We start from the raw sequence: 18,276 nt of genomic DNA, 5'->3' as shown, positions 1-18,276 counted from the left end.
CAAGGGTAGCTACCACTAGCGAAAGTTTTTGCGCGGATATTCTCAGTTATTTCAGTAGAAAAACAATAAATTCTGCCTGAACATAAAATATGTTTCACGTGGAGCATGAATGTCGAAGGAACAGGTCTCAGGGCAAGCCCTAACAAGTGAATATTGCAAGCGGTATAAATTAACATTCAATATCAGCGAATCAGATTTACTTTTCGTGGGAACAATAATATATTTTTGTTGGGACAAAAAGTGGGGTGAAGAGATGTCCTCCAAAAAGATGGGGCGTCCACCATCTGACAATCCCAAAAGCGAAACGATCAAGATACGTATGGATCAGGATACGATGAAAAAGCTCGATGCTTCCGCCGTCAAGCTAAATACGACACGTTCAGACATCGTTCGCAAAGGGATTGAGAAGGTGTATGACGAGCTCCAGAAATAAAGAAGGAAGCGGCGCGTCCGACGAAGAACAGAGCCACTTCCTATCCCGCAATCGCTACGTGAGCAGACTGCACAAATATCCTACCATGTGCAGAAATCTCATTCAAGCGATGCGATTACAATCATGGGAGGATGAACATGGATTCGATTTTAAAAGCCCTGTACCGCGGGCAGATTCATCCCGACGAGACAATTGTGCCGTCTCATCCTGAATATCGACTCTTAAGCCAAAGAATCGGAGTTATGACCGATAAATGGAGAAAAGAACTGAGCAACGAGAGGTTTCGTGAGCTTGAAGAGTATTCCGATCTTTGTGTGAGCCTGCACAGCTTGCATGTGGAAGCCGCCTTTATCCATGGGTTCAAGCTTGGAGCTAACATGATCAATGAGGTTTTGAGCTGACGTGATGAGTTGGTTACGAATTGTGTTACGGGTATACCATTATATTAAAGATGGAGATAACGTCTTGACGGTTCTATTTGCGGATAAACAACAAGGCGGAATCGATAAGAGCACTCTCAGTGGACGCCTTCTGGAGATACGGGCTGAGCTGGATCGCTATCACAACGAACAATCTCGCCTCGATCTTGAAATGACCAATGACAACGCAGAGCCAGTTTCCATCAAACTCCTGCGCACGCGCAGCTCCCCGCGCGAGGTGATTCGGCGCGTGTCGGCTGTCAACCTGCATCATCCATTCGACCAGCTAATGGACGCCTCCACCTTTGTACAGCGGAAGACCTTAATACATCTTGTAGTCAGCAAAATCGTCGTGTCCAAAGACAAAAAATCGAAGCCGTGGAGCTCAGCTTCGATGCTAAAACAGAATCCTACTTTTCGTCCTTGACCCTTCTGCTTCGGCAAGAAGGGTTTCTTGCGCTTCAGAGGGCGTTGGGTCCTCTGGAGGCATAGAGCGGTTTGTGGTGAGTGTGCAGGCCGAGAAAGGTTGAATCAATGACTGTAGCAGAGTATTTCCTTTACGTGGAAATCAGAGAAAATTATCGAGATTTTTGAACCTGTATGATAATATTAGAGATATAATTTATTGTTTTCAACGAGCACGGTTCCTATGGATACAGAAGGAACCTGCTTTTTTTTGGGCCAATCCAGTATAATTATTGCTCCTAATTGGGAACCATAGCCGAAGAAAGGAGAAGATGTATGTCTTTAAGCTATGCTGACCCTATTGATACTTTTGAATCTAAAGAGAGTACATTGATTAATTCTTTTGAGGATTTTCTGATACAAAATTCTTCTACGAAACCAACCTTGATACTTCGCGAAATGGACTGTTGGCAAGGACGCGCTGATGTAGTTGAGGCATTCTTTACTTCTCATTGGAGTCTCCCTAGAAGATCAGAAGAAGTGTTAAGTCGACTTGGGCCAGCACAAATCCTATCTGTGCTTTATCCGAAGAAAAAACAGAAACTTAATACAATTGTTTCGCTTTCTGGATTGTCTGAATCCACTGTTCGCAAACATCTTAAAGAGCTTTCTGAGTGCGGCCTTGTACAACAAGATAACCAGGATAGATTTACAATTCATCCACAAGTGCTCCTTCCACAAATTCGATTCCACGCATATGAAGGGAAACTCCATAACTGGAAAAGAGCATTATATCAAGCAATTAACTACTTAGGTTTTGCACATTACTCTTCAGTTGTTATGCCTGCTAGGTATATTAAGCCTGCTCTCGAAAACCTAGAACATTTTAAAATTAATGGTATAGGTTTAATCTCTGTTTCGGAGAATGAATACAAAATGATTTTAAAGCCAAGAAAAAACCGACCGAGGAAAAAAGCATTCCACTTAGTCGGTATAGGCAAAACTATTATGAAATTAAATTCAAACGTTCGTATGGCTTCTAAAGATTTGTAAGGCGGACTGCCATGTGTCCAAGTGTGATCTGGAAGATGCCTTTTCAAATTGAACGGCATATCTATCCAACATTGTGTATAGAGATTGCGCGTTCGAAATGGCCTGCTCCAAGTAATCGAGTCGAGTTGTTATATCGTCATCACGTTGAAAGATATCAATTGTAGCCTTTTTAATAGCAGACCAGTGTTGCTGGTGAGACAGCGCTCTACTCCATCCATCAGAAGGATTCGAGCCTGCCAGGATAATTCTGTCCTCAACCGTACGCGATAGAATACTTTGAAACAAATTTTGTGGTACATTCGCATCAATTGAATCAAGTTCCGATACTAGGATGGAATTTAAAAGGGGTACCGAAGTGTACCTCTCACGTGGTAATCTTCCGCCCGTAGAAGGAAGAATCCGCTGTTGTATCGTAAACTTTCTTGAACTGTTATGCCAGCCAGTACCTATCCCATATGCGCCCACACCCAAATAAAGAAGCCCAATGATATCAGAATAACCAACAACTACTTTAAATTCGTTGATTTCAGATAATGAATAAATAAAGTACAATAAATTTGATAGTCCGTGGTCTGTGTCGAAGTTTTGATTGTAATCTTTGTTGCTCCGAGCTACGGTTAAATAAAAACCTTCCACTTCCAGGACAGATATTTCATTTAAAAATTCATTAACTCGATCAGTTTCATTAAGTGCAGACTCTGTAAATATTAACGATACCAAAAGAGGAGTTTTTATGTCTCTCGACTTGAGTATTGCATTGGTTTCTTCCGCCAGGCTTAAGCAAATTTGGGTTTGTCTATCACTAAAACTGTTAATAAGTAGTGTTGGTGATAAAATGTAATCAACTCCCATAGAAATTTGGAAGTCAATTGTGTCTTTTGCAAACGTTTGAATTTCACGTATTGAACGAAATGATGACATGTTTAATTGTCCAGGATAATACGCGTAATCAGATAAATTTTTAGTCGTTCCGTCGATATACATCGTATAATAAAATTGTGGATCTATAAAAACTTCAGCTGCGGGATGATTGTTATATAAATCATTTAGGAATAATCGCAAATTATCCTCGGTATCATCCCTCGGACTTAAAACCACTCCATCAACAGCGCCATTGGTTAATGCTTGTTGAATCTTAGTTCCCTTACCGTATCCTTGTTGCACATACAATTTCATTTCAGAACCTCCCTTACCTGAACGAGTTTTTCTATGAGGGAATCGCAAGTTTTATAACGTAAATGAGGCTCCTTAGCTAGTAATCGCATAATTATGCTATTTAAGCTTGATGGTAACTCTGGACGTAAGTTTATGGGTTTCTCAACTACGTTCGAAATTATATTAGCAACTAATTGCATTGAGTTTATTCCTCTAGTGAAAAAGGGATGTTGTCCTGTCACCGCTTCATATAGGACTATTCCTAAGAGAAATAGATCAGAACGAAAATCAATCCCTCTTCTTACATTTTTAAGTTGTTCGGGAGACATGTAAATGGGCGTACCTACTGTTACAAAGGCCGCCGTAAGCGACTCATCTGTAAGATCAAACGCAAGTCCGGTATCTAACAACACATAAGTTCCATTTCCGCGTCTCATAATATTCTTGGGTTTTACATCACGGTGAACCATATTGATATTCCAAAGATTCTGTATGGCCGTGGCAATATCTATGCCAAGTTGTATACTTTCACGAAGCGATATTTGTCTATCTCTTCTAATAATCGTATGTAGATCATCACCATCAATTAATTCTTCTGTAAAATAAAGAAGTTTTTTGTTATCATATTCTACAAATGTCATTCCGACAGGGCCTAGCTTAACCAAAGTGGGGGTCTCGCATCTATCCATGATGTCAATTTCCCTTTTGGCTCTAGCCAAAACATCCTCTCGAATATCCTCAAGCGGGGATGTGGTATCGTGAATACTATCCATAATCGATTGCGGTGGCTGATTATGTATATTTGTAAGGTCTAGGAACTTAATAGCGTACTTTATCCCATCTATTACACAAGAGAAAACCGTTTTTTGTCCTCCCTTGCCTACGAATTTAACATCACTACAATTGGGACAAACTTCTCGCACTTGCTCTTCAGACAGATCAGGTGCACGCAAGGACGTTCCCTCCCATTATACTCTTCACTCGACCCTCTATTTCTACATAGTATCACGGCTTTGGAAAACATGGTCGTATTTGGGTTAATTGTTATCAGAAAATGAATCTAAAGTCCTAAAAAAATGTTTCCTCGGAACCTTCTAATTAAGTATTTCACTTATTTTCGAATTCACTTATGATAAGGTTCCCCCCGATTAATCTTAAACGCCCGATACACCTGCTCCAGCAGCAGCACCCGCATGAGCTGGTGCGGATAGGTCATCCGCCCAAAGCTCAGCTTCTTGTCGGCGCGGGCCAATACGGCGGGCGAGAGGCCGAGCGAGCCGCCGATGACGAAGGCGACGGCGCCGCCGCCGTAGACGGCTTGGCGGTCCAGATGCGCGGCGAGTTGCTCGCTGGACCAGGCGTCGCCGTCGATGGCGAGCACGACGACGTGCGCGTCGGGCTTGAGCGCAGCTAGGATGCGCTCGCCTTCGCGGACGCGGACCTGCTCTTCTTCGGCCGGGCTCATGGTGTCCGGCGTCTTCTCGTCCGGCAGCTCGCGGATGTCGAGCCTGGCGTAGGCGCCCAGCCTTTTCGAATATTCGGCCACGCCGTCCAACCAGTACTTCTCCTTCAGCTTGCCTACGCATACGATCTGAATTTGCATCATGATGATTCAACCGTCCTTCCGATCTTCCGATCCTCGTTCTGTTATCTACAGCTTATCCCATCGGCCGCGAAGGACGCAAAGGATCATGTGTTTATACAGCCCCCGCCCCCACACCCCCCTCTTTCCGTCAAATCGCAAACAATCCAAATAATAAACAACCCGCCCGCCCCGGCTTTCTCAATAAAAGAAAACAACCAAAACATTAGTAAATGGTAGCCCGCTCCCACAGGGCGTAAGCTCTCCAGGTAGCCATCTAACTGTGCTCGAGTGCATCCGCGAACGGCGCTATGAGTGCATGGACTAGAGGGGGCGAGACGCTTTTCCCGACACAGCTGCATCGGCAAATTGAAAGCGCTTTGATCCGCATCCGGCAGCGACGCACAACCTTTATCCGACACCGACACGATCAACCAGCGCGATCGAAGGCGGCAAGCAAATGAAACAAGCCTAACGAGCCTGATCAGGGAGGAAAGCGAAGAATGAAACGAACGCTGCTAACGATTCTCACAGCCATTCTACTGACGGTCGGCGCCCTGTCTGCTGCCCCTGCCCCCGACGCTACCGCGGCCGCGCCAACCACGCCTGCTTTAACCGTAACAGCTTCCGGCGCACTGCAAAATTCATTCGACACCGGCACCGCAGGACAGCCCTACGGTCTGACCGACTGGACATCCGCCGGCTGGAATGCGCCCTGGCTGCTCGGCGACGGCAGGAGCCAGATCGACGCTAACACAAGCCACAGCGGCGGCAAGTCGCTCAAGGTCCTCTATCCGCAAGGCAAGATCGGCCCCGAGGATTCGGGCTATCAGTCGCCGTTTCAGCTGCCGTCGGCGGACGAGTATTACCTCTCCTACTGGGTGAGATTCAGCCAGGATTTCAGCTGGGGCACGACGGAATATGCCGGTAAGGTCGGCATCGGCCTGGCGGGCGGCGGCGCCTGCTCCGGCGGCGAGGTCTGCACGGGCGAGAACGGCTTCAGCTCCCGCCTCATCTGGCGCAAGGGCGGCCAGGCCGCCATCTACTATTACTCGATGGGCCACGCAGGCGAGTACGGCGACTACGCCGTGCTTCAGCACAACGGTTCGGACGTCTACTATCCCAAGGCGCAATGGGTCAATATCGTGCAGCGGCTCAAGGTGAACACCGTGACGAACGGCCAGGCCAATCCCGACGGCGAGATCGAGATCTGGTACAACGGCCAATCCGCGGCAAAAATCACCGGCCTGCGCTTTGTGACCAACGCCGACAAGGTGGACAAGGCATACTTCTCGTCCTTTGCCGGGGGAGCGACCGCTTCTTTCGCGCCGGCGAACGACTCTTACATTTGGTACGACGATGTGAAAGTGTCCACGAACAGCACCGACATCTGCGAGTTCAACAAGGGGGGCTGCAGCGGCGAGTGGGACGACGAGACGACCGACCCGCTGCACGATCTGCGCATTCGTCCGGTCAGCGTGACCGCCAGCACCTATGAGGAAGGCAACGGTCCGGAAAATACGCTCGACGACGATCTGACGACGCGCTGGTCGGCCGAGGGCGAGCAGTGGATCCGGTACGATCTGGGCGAGAGCCGCGAGCTGTCGCAAATCTCGATCGCCTTTTACCAAGGGCATGTGCGGTCGACGAAGCTTCGAATCGAAGGCTCCGACGACGGCGATACGTGGCGCACGCTGTTCGAGGGGCAGAGCGCCGGCAATTCGACAGAGCCCGAGCCGGTTGTCCTGACCGATGCCAAGGCGCGATATATCCGCATCGCAGGCTCTGGCAATACGGTCAACATGTGGAACAGCATCTCCGAGGTGCGCATTTACGGCGTGCAAAAGGACGATCCCGGCGGGCCGCCACTGAAGGATAAGCTGGTCAACGCGTTCGAGACGGGGACGGCCGGACAGCCATACGGTCTCGCAGACTGGACGCAGGCGAACTGGACCGCGAAGTGGCTGCTCGGCGACGACCGGAGCCAGATCGACGACGGGGTCAGCCATAGCGGCTTCAAGTCGCTCAAGGTGCTGTATCCGAAAGGCAAGATCGGCCCGGAGGCTTCCGGCTATCAGGCGCCGTTCGAGCTCAAGTCCGCGGATGAGTACTACTTGTCGTATTGGGTACGGTTCAGCGAGGACTTCAGCTGGGGCACCAAGCAGTTCGGCGGCAAGCTGGGCATCGGCCTGGCTGGCGGCGCGGCATGCTCGGGCGGTCAGATCTGCACGGGCGAAAATGGTTTCAGCTCCCGCCTTATCTGGCGCAAGGACGGGCAGGCGGCCGTGTACATTTATTCGATGGGCAACGCGGGACAGTACGGCGACGAGGCCGACCTCAATTACCGCAACGGCTCGCCCGTCTACTATCCGAAGGGAACCTGGTTCAACATCGTGCAGCGGGTCAAGGTGAACACCGTTACGAACGGCCAGGCCAATCCCGACGGCGAGGTGGAGATCTGGTACAACGGCCAACACGCGACAAAGGTGACGGGCCTTCGCTTCGTGACCAACGCCGACAAGGTGGACAAGGCGTACTTCTCTTCCTTTTTCGGCGGCGCGACCGACGATTATGTACCGGCCAACGACTCGTATGTCTGGTACGACGACGTCAAGGTATCGACGCGACTCGCGGACATGTGCGAGCTCAGCACGGGCGGTTGTGACTATTCGTCCGACGATCCGATGGCGGCGTACCGCATCCAGCCGGTCGGCGTGACGGACAGCGGTCATGAGGAAGGCAACGGTCCGGAAAACACGATCGACGGCGACCTGTCAACCCGCTGGTCGTCCGAGGGCGAGCAGTGGATCCGGTACGATCTGGGCGAGAGCCGCGAGCTGTCGCAGGCATCGATCGCCTTTTTTCAGGGCGCCGCGCGGTCGACGATCTTCCGCCTTGAAGCCTCCGACGACGGGGACACGTGGCGTACGCTGTTCGACGGACAGAGCTCCGGCAGGTTCACGGATCTCGAGCCGTTCGCGTTGAACAACGCCAAGGCAAGATACATCCGTATCGCAGGCTCCGGCAATACGATCAACAAGTGGAACAGCATCACCGAAATACGTTTTTATGGCACGGAGGAAAATGGCGGCGGCGATCCCGGCGGCGGCAACGAGCCGGGTGGCGGCATCGATCCCGACGACGGCAGCGACCCGGATGGCGGCAATGATCCCGGCACGGGCACGCCGAGCGCTGACCGGCGCGTCAACGCGTTCGAGCTGGGCACGGCCGGAGAGCCGTACGGTCTAAGCGACTGGCGGAAGATGGACTGGACGGCAAAGTGGCTGCTCGGCGAGGACCGGAGCCAAGTCGATGCCGACGTCAGCCACAGCGGCTTCAAGTCGCTCAAGGTGCTGTATCCGAAGGGCAAGATCGGGCCGGAGGCTTCCGGCTATCAGGCGCCGTTCGAGGTGAAGCCTGCCGACGAGTATTACTTGTCGTATTGGGTGCGGTTTGACGAGAACTTTAGCTGGGGCACCAAGCAGTTCGGCGGCAAGCTGGGCATCGGCCTGGCGGGCGGCGCGGCTTGCTCCGGCGGTCAGATCTGCACGGGTGAAAATGGCTTCAGCTCCCGCCTCATCTGGCGCAAGGACGGGCAAGCGGCTGTCTATATTTACTCGATGGGCAACGCGGGACAATATGGTGACGAGGCCGACCTCAATTATCGCAATGGCTCGCCTGTCTATTATCCGAAGGGCGAATGGTTCAACATCGTCCAGCGGGTAAAAGTAAACACCGTCACGAACGGCCAGGCCAATCCCGACGGCGAGGTGGAGATCTGGTACAACGGCCAGCACGCGACAAAGGTGACCGGCCTGCGCTTCGTGACCAACGCCGACAAGGTGGACAAGGCTTACTTCTCCTCCTTCTTCGGCGGCGCGACCGAGGACTATGTGCCGGCCAACGACTCGTACGTCTGGTACGACGATGTCAAAGTGTCGCCTCATCGCGCGGACATGTGCGAGCTGAACGCAGGCGGCTGCGACTATGCGGCCGACGATCCGCTGGCGCAGCTGCGAATTCAACCGGTCGGCGTTACGGACAGCGGCCATGAGGAAGGCAACGGGCCGGAGAAAACGATCGACGGCGACTTGTCGACCCGCTGGTCGGCCGAGGGCGAGCAGTGGATCCGGTACGATCTGGGCAAGAGCCGCGCGCTGTCGCAGATCTCGATCGCCTTTTTCCAGGGCGCCGCGCGGTCGACGATCTTCCGCATCGAGGTGTCCGACGACGGAGAGACGTGGCGCACCCTGTTCGACGGCAAGAGCTCCGGGCGCTTTACGGACCTTGAGCAGTTTGCGCTGGACAACGCCAAGGGCCGGTATATCCGCATCTCGGGCTCCGGCAACACGATCAACAAGTGGAACAGCATCACCGAGGTTCGTATCTACGGCACGTCGGGAGACGACGGCGGCGATCCGGACAACGGAAATGGCAATGGGAATGGCAATGGAAACAATCCGGATAACGGGAATGGGAACGGAAACGGGAATGGCAATAACAATGGCAGTGGCAACGGGAATCAGTCCGGCAACAGCAACGGCAGCGGCGGCCAATCCGGCCAGGACGATCCCGGCTCCCAGCTGCCCGAGGCGGAGCTGAAGGAAGTGATGAAGGTCATCGCCTACCACTGGGCCAAGGCGGACCTGATCCGGGCAGCGGAGCTGAAAATCTGGGACCTGCCGCCCCTCGGCCAACCGTTCAACCCCAACAAACCGGTCAGCCGGACGGAATGGGTGCAGCTGCTCGTTCGCGCGCTGGGCCTTGAAGCGCCCGACGGCGCCACGCCTTTTGCCGACGTGTCGGGACTGGGCGACGAGCAGCAGCGTGCCGTCGCCGCAGCGGTCCGGGCCGGCATTGTCAACGGCTTCGAGGACGGCAGCTTCCGGCCCGAGCAAGAAGTGACGCGCGCGCAGATGGCCGTCATGCTGGCCCGAGCGCTCAAGCTGTCGGCTAGCTCAGTTCCGTCGGCGTCCGTCTTCGCGGACGACAAGTCGCTCCCGGCATGGGCGCGAGACAGCGTCTACGCGCTGAGCCAGCAAGGCGTGCTGCGAGGCCGCGGCGGCCAGGCGTTCCAGCCGGGAGGCAACGCGACTTTTGCCGAGTCGATCGTCGCTTTGCTGAGGGCCATCGATCTGCCGGACGCGCAAGCTTGATCATACAAAGTCAAAAGGCACCTGCCCAGGTGCCTTTTGATCGTAACCGTTCACAGCCGCGCTGAGTCAGCTTATTGGCGCCAATACCGCCTCAAGACGGGGCGAAGCTACGGCAAGTTTTCCGAGCTGCTGGATTGAAGTTCAAGCACCCGAAGGGTTGAAATATGCGATTCTGCTGCCGGCGCCGGACAAGTGACATAGATGCAGCAGCATGTGGTACTTTTAAAGCTATCGCGGTTCCGACGCTTGCGAATTAAAAGCGAAAGGAAGGACCGATTAAGCCCTTCCTCACAGAGGCTCCCGGCCTGTCCATCAAGGAAGGGCGGGTGCTTTCATTTTTCAATAAATCAATCGACGATCAGTTCATACCCCGTCAGTTGCTTAATGTCGGCGATCACGGTTGCCTTCTCTTCCGCTTCGATTGCAGCGGCGTTCGCCGTCTTCACGGTAACCTCCCCCTTGTCCATACGAATGGACGGCGTCTTCTTGACGCCCCAAGCCGGGGGAACCCGCTGCATAACGACCGCCAGCACTTCGTTCTGCTTCGGATTGCGCGCATAGGAGATCGGCAGCCCAATCCGGTCGGCAAGCTCTGCCATCCGCGCTCTGTATCGAACAGCAACTTGCGGCGTAATAAAATGAAGCTCCATCAGCCTGCCGGAGGCTGTCTGGTGAAGGCTCGCTTTGTAGATGGTCAGGTTGTTCTCCTCGGCCCAGCGCTTAATCTCCTGCTGCGCCTGATTCGCCTCCATCGGGAAGCTGCCGGGGCCGGGAAGCGCGATATCCTCCGTGCCGCCGGCGGCGGATGCGAAACCTGCCGCAGACGCGCCGTTTGTCCCGGCTTGTCCGCTTAGCACCAGCTCATATCCCGTTTCCCGATTGAACTTCGTCCGAATGTCCGCCCAATCCGGCGGTTCCGCACATTGCACGACAAGCTGTTTCGTCTGCAAATGAATCGACGGGTTCCCTACGAGCCCGGCGCCAAGGAGCGTCCTCGCCAACTGTGCCATCTGATCCTGCCGCACTGAATCGGAGAAGCGCACGGTCCAGCCTGTCAGCTCCCGCAACTCCCCGGCGATGCGCTCACGCTCGTCGGCTCCGACCGCATCGGGATAATCGAAGGCGACCACGACCGCGGGATGGGCGCCGTCTATCCCTTCCGTGCCGCATCGGAGAAACCGCGGATGCCCGCTCATCCGCTCACGCACCGTATTCAACGCGGTGGCCGGGTCCATGCGAATGCTTTGGACGGGCAGCGACAGATTGCTTAACGCCGCGATTGCCGATTCGTCCAACGTATAGAGCACCCAGTCCCGTTCGCCCTGCCGCACGCGATGTCTATGCGAATCAGGCAAGGCCAGCAGCGCAAGTCCCGCGGCAAGCTTGTGCCCGATCGAATCCGCCCCGATCGCCGCGCACACCTCCGGCAACGTCGCTTGCGCCGGAGCCTGCAGCCGCTCCCAGTGCAGCTCCCGCAGCCGCGGCCGCGAATACGCCATTACGGTCGGGAGCGTCTCCTCCAGCTCGTCGACCGCTCCGCCCCACTTGCCCAGCGTCTCCGCCACCGACGACGTGCCCGCCTTCACGATGGCCTTCCTGCGGAACGTCTGGCAAGTCAGCGTACGCATCTTGCTATGGATGCCGATGCATATAGCGGGATAGAGCTTATCGTCTTCATCCCGCAACAACAGCAGCTCGCCGACATAGTCCTCCAGGCCGGATTGCCGATGCCCGCGGAGGGCCGCGCGCTCGCTGCCGCCCGGACGAGGCGGCGCAGCGGACCATTCGTAGCTGTGCCCGTTTTCCACGAGCAACGGCCCGAAAGCGGGGTCGATCCGCTGGGACAACTGGAAGCGCGCGTCGTCGTCGCCGTGAACAAGAAGCGTATGCGCCGGCTGCAATTGCTCGATAAATCGGGTCATCTCCATCGCATCCGCATGCGCGGACAAGCCGAACTTGTCGAAGCGGCAGCGAACCGGATGAACGACGCCGTTCAGCTCCAGCGTTCTGTCTCCCGTCGCTTCCGCGAGCGCCAGCAGCTTGCGCCCCGGGCTCTCCTCATCCTGATAACCGGTGATGAAGATCGCATTCTTCTCCCCGCCGATAAGGCGCTCCGCATACCACTGGCTCGCCCCTCCGACCAGCATGCCGGATGAAGCGACGATGCAACCCGGCTTGCCCTGCAAAAGCATCTCGCGCTGCTTCGTGTCCTTGACCGCCACGCAGCGGCCCTCGGTCAGAAACACATCGTTATGCTGGCGAATGCGGTGCGCGACAGGCCCTTTGAGATATTGCGGATAGTCGCGATAGATGCGACAAATAGACGTCACCATCCCGTCCACATAGATCGGGAACGACGGGATCAGTCCTCGCTCCATATAATCCTGCAGCAGAAGCAGAATTTCCTGCGACCGCCCGAGCGCAAATGCCGGAATTAATGCGAATCCTCCGCCGGCAATGACTTCAGCCACATTTTCGACCAACCGCTTCTCTTCCATTTGCCGATCCGTATGTACGCGGTTCCCGTAAGTCGATTCCATGACGACCGTGTGAGGCTGGAAGCCGTATGGCAGCTTCACGCCCTGAATCGTGCGACCCGCCTGGAACGAGATGTCGCCGGTAACGAGCAATCGCTCGTCGCCGCCGGTTAGCCCGAACATGACCGCCCCGAGAATATGCCCCGCGCGCCACGCTTCCACGGTCAGATTGCCGATCCGCATCTTGCCCGAAGCCGGGAATGCGAGCAGGGACGCGAGCAAATCCTGCATCTGCTGCTCCGTATAGGGCATCAGCCGCTGCTCCTGCTTGCATCTGGACTCTAACAAGCGATAGGAATCCTGCATCATAATACGCATCAGATCGATCGTCGGCGGAGTGGCATAGATCGGCACATTCGGGTGCATCGCCCGCACGACCGGCAAGGCCCCGATATGATCGGCATGCGCGTGCGTCACCAATATGCCGTCGATGCCGCCAAGCTCCTCCAACAGGCCCAGCGAGGGCATCGGATCGTCCTGGTGCATCCGCATCCCCGCATCGATCAGCAGCCTCGTGCCGTTCATCTCCACATGAATCGAAGAGGCGCCAACTTCGCTCCCCCCGCCCAGTACCGTCAGCTTCAATGTTTACGCCTCCTGCAACGTTCATACTAACCGGTCAGTAAAAAGTCCGACACTTAAGAAGCCCGCTTTGCTCACTCAGCAGCAGCTTTTAATTTACCTCAATCATTATACTACGTCTTTGTCACGGTATAGCTCCAGCGGGGCTTCAATGCGGCAAATGAATCCTTGCTGAGAGCGGTCGATCTGCCGGACGCGCAGGCTTAAGGCATTCGAGGTAGGGGCGGCAATTTCCCCGAACTATGACACACTGATGTCATACTTTGTTGTTTATCCTGAGGCAGTCAGCAACCAAAGAGACTAACCCTCAGGAGGAAATGCCAATGGCAAAAATGTTGATGGTAAAGGCCAACGATCGCCCGGCCGATCAATCCGTAAGCGTACGGATGTACGAAGCGTTTTTACATGCATACCAAGAAGCGCACCCTGACGATCAGGTGGACGTGCTGGACCTTTACCAGGCGGAGCTGCCGTATTACGGCGACAAGGCCATTAGCGGCCTGCGCAGCATCGATCAAGGTGCGCAGCTAACGCCGCAAGAAGAGGAAGCCGCTCGACTGGTCCATCGATATTTAGATCAATTTCTTGAAGCAGATAAGGTCGTATTCGCCTTTCCGTTATGGAACGGCACGGTTCCCGCGCCGCTGATCACTTATGTGTCCTATCTGTCGCAAGTGGGCAAGACCTTCAAGTTTACGTCGCAGGGTCCGGTTGGATTGGTCGAGGACAAGAAGGTCGCGCTGCTCAACGCGAGGGGCGGCAGCTACTCGACCGTTGAGACGGCACCTTATGAGATGGCGGTTACCTATATGCGAAACATGATAGGCTTGTGGGGAATTCGACATCCGGAAGTGATCGTCATCGAAGGACATCATCATAGCGGCGATCCGATGGACATTGTTGACAGCGGCCTTCGGAAGACAACTGAATTGGCAATCCGGTTCTGAAAATCAAAGTGAGCGCAAGGGAAGCAAAAGATCCGATCCATTGCCCCCGGGCAATGATTCGGATCTTGGCTGTCGATGGAACGCAGAGACGCCATCTGTCTATTCGCTCGCACCCGCACGCACCCGATCGATCAATCCCTTATACGCCTCATATTCCTTCTCCCACAACGCCTTGCGCGACTCCACCGCCCTGCCGTCCAGCAGCGCGGCGATGACGTCCAGGCACACATGCCAGCCTGCGAGGTCGCGCGGCGTATGATCGGTGATTCGCGCGATGCGCTCGATCAGCGCGAGCCGGCAGCCCTCCGGCGTCTCCGCGAGCTCGAAGCGGACGCGATCCTCCGCCCACGTATACGCGAGCACGGCGAGCGGCTCGAGCGCGAGAATCTCCATCGTCTCCGCGCTACCGCTGCCCATGTCGAACTTGAATGCCCCGCCGACGCGCAGATCCTCCACGCTCAGCTCGGGAAACCATTTCGCCAACTGCTCATTATCGGTCAGCATTGCCCACACGGACGCGACCGAGTGGCCCCATACACGCTCAAACCGCGCCTCGTACGCCCCGCCGTTCTCGATCGATCGGATAACTGCCAGCATCTCGAATGCCCCTCTCGTATTTAATCAAGCAGTGGCCGGATCGCCCCGACCAGCACCCCCGCAGCCTGCGCATGCGCCGACTTGCCGGGATGATTCCGCGCGCCGGCGGTATCGTCCGTCATCCCCGGCAGCTCCACGACCGTCACCTTCTCGTCCCCCGACTGCGCCCGATACGCACCGACCGCCCGCTCGATTGCGGGCAGCATCGCCGAGCCGAGCATGCCGTACGCCCATACGATGTGCGCATCCCGATTGCAGCGCCGCAGCTTGCCCACGAACTGCGCCACCGCCCGCTCGAAGACCGCCAAGTCGTCCGCGTTCATCGTGCCGTCCGCATTTAACCGCTGCTCGTACGTCTCGCCCGTCTGCGGGTCCCGCCATGCCTGGTAGTGGAACGCCCCGTCGTCGTTGGTCCCCAGGTTGACGACTACCACATCCGGCTGCCAGGCGGCGAAGTCGTTCTCATCCCGCGCGCCCAGCTCGCCGTTCCGCTCTCCCTCCAGCAATCCGCCTACCTGCTCGTAATAGGCCGGGAGGCTCGCATGCGGATTGTTGTCCCAGCCCGTCACCACGCCCCAACCGCTCTGCGACAAGATCCGGTATTCGGCGTCCAGCGCCTCGGCCGTCATCGCGGCATAGTTGTCGATGGCGCTGAACCACATCGGGATCCAGTCCTGCTCGACGGTCGCGCCGATCGCGCCTTCCCCAGACGTGATGCTGTCGCCGACGAACTCGATCTTGTGCGGCTTGTCCGCAACAGGCAAGAATTCGCCGTCGCACCGTACCGACCGGATCTGCAGCAGGCAGCCCGGGTCGCCGCTCATCGCCTGCGTATCCTTGACGATCCGCACGTTTTTAACGGTATCCTCGTTCATGACCCTGAACACGCACAGCCAGTGCCTGCCCGCCGTAATCATCTGCCTGCTCACCGGCGCACCGTTCACGACAACGCTGATCCACGGCTCGTTGCGATCGTAATCCGCTTCGACTTCGATCCACAGCTCGCCTGCCTTCACGTTCCACTCGACGCCGCTTCCCGTCCAGAACAAGGTCATCGGATCGAGACGCCCCGTCGTGCGCCCATGCACCTTCGTATGCGCAATCTCGGACAGCGCGTACGTTCTCAGCTTATCGTTTGTCTTCATTAACCGTTCCCCCGTTTCGCCCGTTGTCTCCGATTCTATCTTGTCCGGCTTATCCCATCAACTGAGATGCTTATTATGAAATTAGACGGGGTCTGGCGGCGCAAAACGATATTTGCTCGCTTGTTCGTAGGCGTAGGCCAAGCGGAGCAGCACGGGCTCGCTGTAGGCGGTTCCTACGAATGTGATGCCCTGCGGCCCTTTGGTCGTATAGCCGCCTTCCGCAATGATCCCCGTCTCCGCGTATCCGCCCGGCACCGTAATCGCCGGATATCCCGCGCACGCGGACAAGTCCAGGCCCTCCTCATTGCCGAGAAACAGCAGCGCATCGAGCCGATGCTCGCGAATCGCGTGATCGATGCCTTGTTCCCGGGCCAGCTCGCGGTTTAATTGCAGGCTCTCCACGTATTCCGACTCGGTTAACGTACCGCTTGTCCGATTTGACCAGATGAGCGTATCCTGACCGTATTTTAGCGCGGCCTCGCTATTTGCTTCATTATAAGAGATCAGCTCGTCAAGCGACCGTACGTAAGCGCCGGGACCGGCTTTGGCGAGGTAATCGTTCAGTCCCTTTTTAAATTCGTACGGCATGACGTCCCAATCCCACTTCGCGCCTTCGCAAGGCAGGGATACCGGATCGACGATAATCGCGCCGCGCGCCTTGCACAACTCGATCGCCCGCTCGATAATCTGGGCCCGCGCCTCGTCCAATCCTTGATAATAGTACCGGGCAATGCCGATCCGCGCGCCGCGCAAGCCATCCGAATCCAAGAATGCCTGGTAGTCCGCGTGCGCGACTCGCCCGCTTTCTCCCATGGCCGCATCCGCCGGATCCGCCGCCGTCATCGCGCCGAGCAGGATCGCGGCGTCCCTGACCGTGCGGGTCATCGGCCCGGCCGAATCCTGGCTATGCGTAATCGGGATGATGCCCGTGCGGCTGACAAGTCCGATCGTCGGCTTAAAGCCCACAAGGCAGTTTTGCGAGGCCGGGCTGATGATCGAGCCCGACGTCTCCGTGCCGATGGCGGCGGCGCACAAGTTCGCAGCCGTCGCAGCACCCGAGCCCGAGCTCGAGCCGCCGACGAAAAACTCGCCCGGACTGTACGGATTAAGCGTCAGTCCCCCTCTCGAGCTGTAGCCCGCCCACATTGTGCCTGACATAAAGTTCGCCCACTCCGTCATGTTGGCCTTTCCGAGAAATACCGCTCCCGCATCCCGCAGCTGCGCGGCCACAGCCGAGTCCGCCGGCGCGAAGTGCGCCGCAAGCGCGATCGATCCGGCGCTCGTATGCATGCGGTCCCCCGTATCGATATTGTCCTTGAGCAGGATCGGAATGCCGTGCAGCGGCCCGCGCGATCCGCGATCGCGCCGTTCCGCGTCGAGCGCCGCCGCGATCGCGATCGCGTCCGGATTGACCTCGAGCACTGCTCTCAGCTTCGGATTAAACCGCTCGATCCGCGCCAAATACCAGCGCACGCAAGCCTCTGACGTTAATGTCCCGGCCTCCATCGCGGCCTGCATGGAAGCGATATCCGCTTCTATTAAAATGTCGTTTAAATAGGCGCTCATTGAGACGTCCCCCGTCATCGTATCTATTGCTATCGTTTAAACATTCTCTCCAGAACGACCGCCACTCCGTCTTGATCGTGCTGCATACCGCTTGCGCGCCGTTGTAGTAGACGAATGCGCCGATGCTAATCAATTCTTCGGGAAGGAACTGCCTGACAGACCGAGGCGGACGTGCCGTCGCATAGATAATTTTGATCCCTTTTTCGTAGCATGTCCGCACTGCAAGACGGTTGCGGTCCGAGACTTGCTTGCCGGAATTCAGCAACGTTCCATCCAGATCTAATACGATAGCCGAATAGCTCAAAACTCAGTCCCTCCCGCCGCCATGTTCCCGCGTTCCTTCCAGTATACAAGTTTTTCCTTGCGGATTGACCAACCCGTCCGGACGAAGTTCTCAAAAACACGCCCACAAGACAGGAGCCCCGCCGTGCCTGACCGCCATCTGACCGTCCCTCGTATTGGCTGTTGGCAGCGTCAGCGTCGCTCTTTCGCCGCAATGCCAGCAAATATACACCTTTTATTGTCGATATCGACCCTTATGTACAGAATAGATGTCAAAACGCAGTTAATTTCCTCCAATAGCCAGATTTCCAGCTTGCGCTTTGCATTTACCTGCACAATTGCAGGCAATGCATCAAGTGTCGCGCTTCGACAAAAAATAAATGTACAAATGCAGGTTTTTAACCCCCCAACCACTTT

Annotated in this window: 14 protein-coding genes; 6 read left to right on the top strand and 8 right to left on the bottom strand. The window is 55.6% G+C overall.

The features are described from left to right. The first annotated feature begins 109 nt into the window (after window positions 1-109). The 4 genes from ACFSR7_RS16125 to ACFSR7_RS16110 all read left to right on the top strand — a co-directional run bounded on the left by ACFSR7_RS16125 (window position 110) and on the right by ACFSR7_RS16110 (window position 2,310). Window positions 110-433: a hypothetical protein gene (locus ACFSR7_RS16125; protein WP_378163238.1), complete on the top strand. Its 324-nt coding sequence runs from the start codon at window positions 110-112 to the stop codon at window positions 431-433. A gap of 137 nt (window positions 434-570) precedes the next feature. Beyond that, window positions 571-834: a DUF6809 family protein gene (locus tag ACFSR7_RS16120; protein WP_378163236.1), complete on the top strand. Its 264-nt coding sequence runs from the start codon at window positions 571-573 to the stop codon at window positions 832-834. A 64-nt stretch (window positions 835-898) separates the two neighbouring features. Next, on the top strand, window positions 899-1,279 hold the full coding sequence (locus ACFSR7_RS16115; RefSeq protein ID WP_378163234.1) for a hypothetical protein: 381 nt from the start codon (window positions 899-901) through the stop codon (window positions 1,277-1,279). Between the two features lie 314 nt (window positions 1,280-1,593). After that, window positions 1,594-2,310, top strand: coding sequence for a helix-turn-helix domain-containing protein (locus tag ACFSR7_RS16110; protein ID WP_378163232.1), 717 nt, complete (start codon window positions 1,594-1,596; stop codon window positions 2,308-2,310). Here the strand turns inward: ACFSR7_RS16110 and ACFSR7_RS16105 are convergent. From ACFSR7_RS16105 to rlmH, 3 genes are all read right to left on the bottom strand, one after another. Next, on the bottom strand, window positions 2,278-3,486 hold the full coding sequence (locus ACFSR7_RS16105) for a hypothetical protein (protein ID WP_378163230.1): 1,209 nt from the start codon (window positions 3,484-3,486) through the stop codon (window positions 2,278-2,280). The genes ACFSR7_RS16110 and ACFSR7_RS16105 overlap by 33 nt on opposite strands. Further along, entirely contained in the window at window positions 3,483-4,418 is a 936-nt protein-coding gene (locus ACFSR7_RS16100) for a serine/threonine protein kinase (RefSeq protein WP_378163228.1), read from the bottom strand. Before ACFSR7_RS16100 ends, ACFSR7_RS16105 begins: the two co-directional genes overlap by 4 nt. Before the next feature lie 170 nt (window positions 4,419-4,588). Further along, entirely contained in the window at window positions 4,589-5,068 is a 480-nt protein-coding gene (rlmH, locus tag ACFSR7_RS16095; protein WP_378164606.1) for a 23S rRNA (pseudouridine(1915)-N(3))-methyltransferase RlmH, read from the bottom strand. Window positions 5,069-5,550: 482 nt separating this feature from the next. On the opposite strand from rlmH, the gene ACFSR7_RS16090 reads away from it, so the two are divergent. Next, window positions 5,551-10,203, top strand: coding sequence for a polysaccharide lyase (locus ACFSR7_RS16090; RefSeq protein WP_378163226.1), 4,653 nt, complete (start codon window positions 5,551-5,553; stop codon window positions 10,201-10,203). A 347-nt stretch (window positions 10,204-10,550) separates the two neighbouring features. On the opposite strand, the gene ACFSR7_RS16085 is transcribed toward ACFSR7_RS16090, so the two are convergent. Next, the gene (locus tag ACFSR7_RS16085) at window positions 10,551-13,325 is read right to left on the bottom strand and encodes an MBL fold metallo-hydrolase (protein WP_378163225.1); all 2,775 of its coding nucleotides are present in this window, start codon (window positions 13,323-13,325) and stop codon (window positions 10,551-10,553) included. A gap of 320 nt (window positions 13,326-13,645) precedes the next feature. Between ACFSR7_RS16085 and ACFSR7_RS16080 the strand changes: the two genes are divergently transcribed. Next, window positions 13,646-14,269 (top strand): FMN-dependent NADH-azoreductase, encoded by a 624-nt coding sequence (locus tag ACFSR7_RS16080; protein ID WP_378163223.1) that lies wholly within the window; start codon window positions 13,646-13,648, stop codon window positions 14,267-14,269. A 99-nt stretch (window positions 14,270-14,368) separates the two neighbouring features. Here ACFSR7_RS16080 and ACFSR7_RS16075 read toward each other — a convergent pair whose 3' ends face one another. The 4 genes from ACFSR7_RS16075 to ACFSR7_RS16060 all read right to left on the bottom strand — a co-directional run bounded on the left by ACFSR7_RS16075 (window position 14,369) and on the right by ACFSR7_RS16060 (window position 17,881). After that, window positions 14,369-14,866, bottom strand: coding sequence for an SRPBCC family protein (locus ACFSR7_RS16075; protein WP_378163222.1), 498 nt, complete (start codon window positions 14,864-14,866; stop codon window positions 14,369-14,371). 20 nt (window positions 14,867-14,886) lie between these two features. Then, the gene (locus ACFSR7_RS16070; protein WP_378163220.1) at window positions 14,887-16,011 is read right to left on the bottom strand and encodes an SGNH/GDSL hydrolase family protein; all 1,125 of its coding nucleotides are present in this window, start codon (window positions 16,009-16,011) and stop codon (window positions 14,887-14,889) included. A gap of 81 nt (window positions 16,012-16,092) precedes the next feature. Next, window positions 16,093-17,550 (bottom strand): amidase family protein, encoded by a 1,458-nt coding sequence (locus ACFSR7_RS16065; RefSeq protein ID WP_378164604.1) that lies wholly within the window; start codon window positions 17,548-17,550, stop codon window positions 16,093-16,095. Beyond that, the gene (locus tag ACFSR7_RS16060; RefSeq protein ID WP_378163218.1) at window positions 17,450-17,881 is read right to left on the bottom strand and encodes an HAD family hydrolase; all 432 of its coding nucleotides are present in this window, start codon (window positions 17,879-17,881) and stop codon (window positions 17,450-17,452) included. The genes ACFSR7_RS16065 and ACFSR7_RS16060 overlap by 101 nt, the downstream gene beginning before the upstream one ends. Between the last annotated feature and the right edge of the window lie 395 nt (window positions 17,882-18,276).

Origin of the sequence: Cohnella sp. GCM10020058 (assembly GCF_042683485.1) — a bacterium.
Classification (GTDB): domain Bacteria; phylum Bacillota; class Bacilli; order Paenibacillales; family Paenibacillaceae; genus Cohnella.
This window is presented reverse-complemented; position numbering and strand designations above follow the sequence as displayed.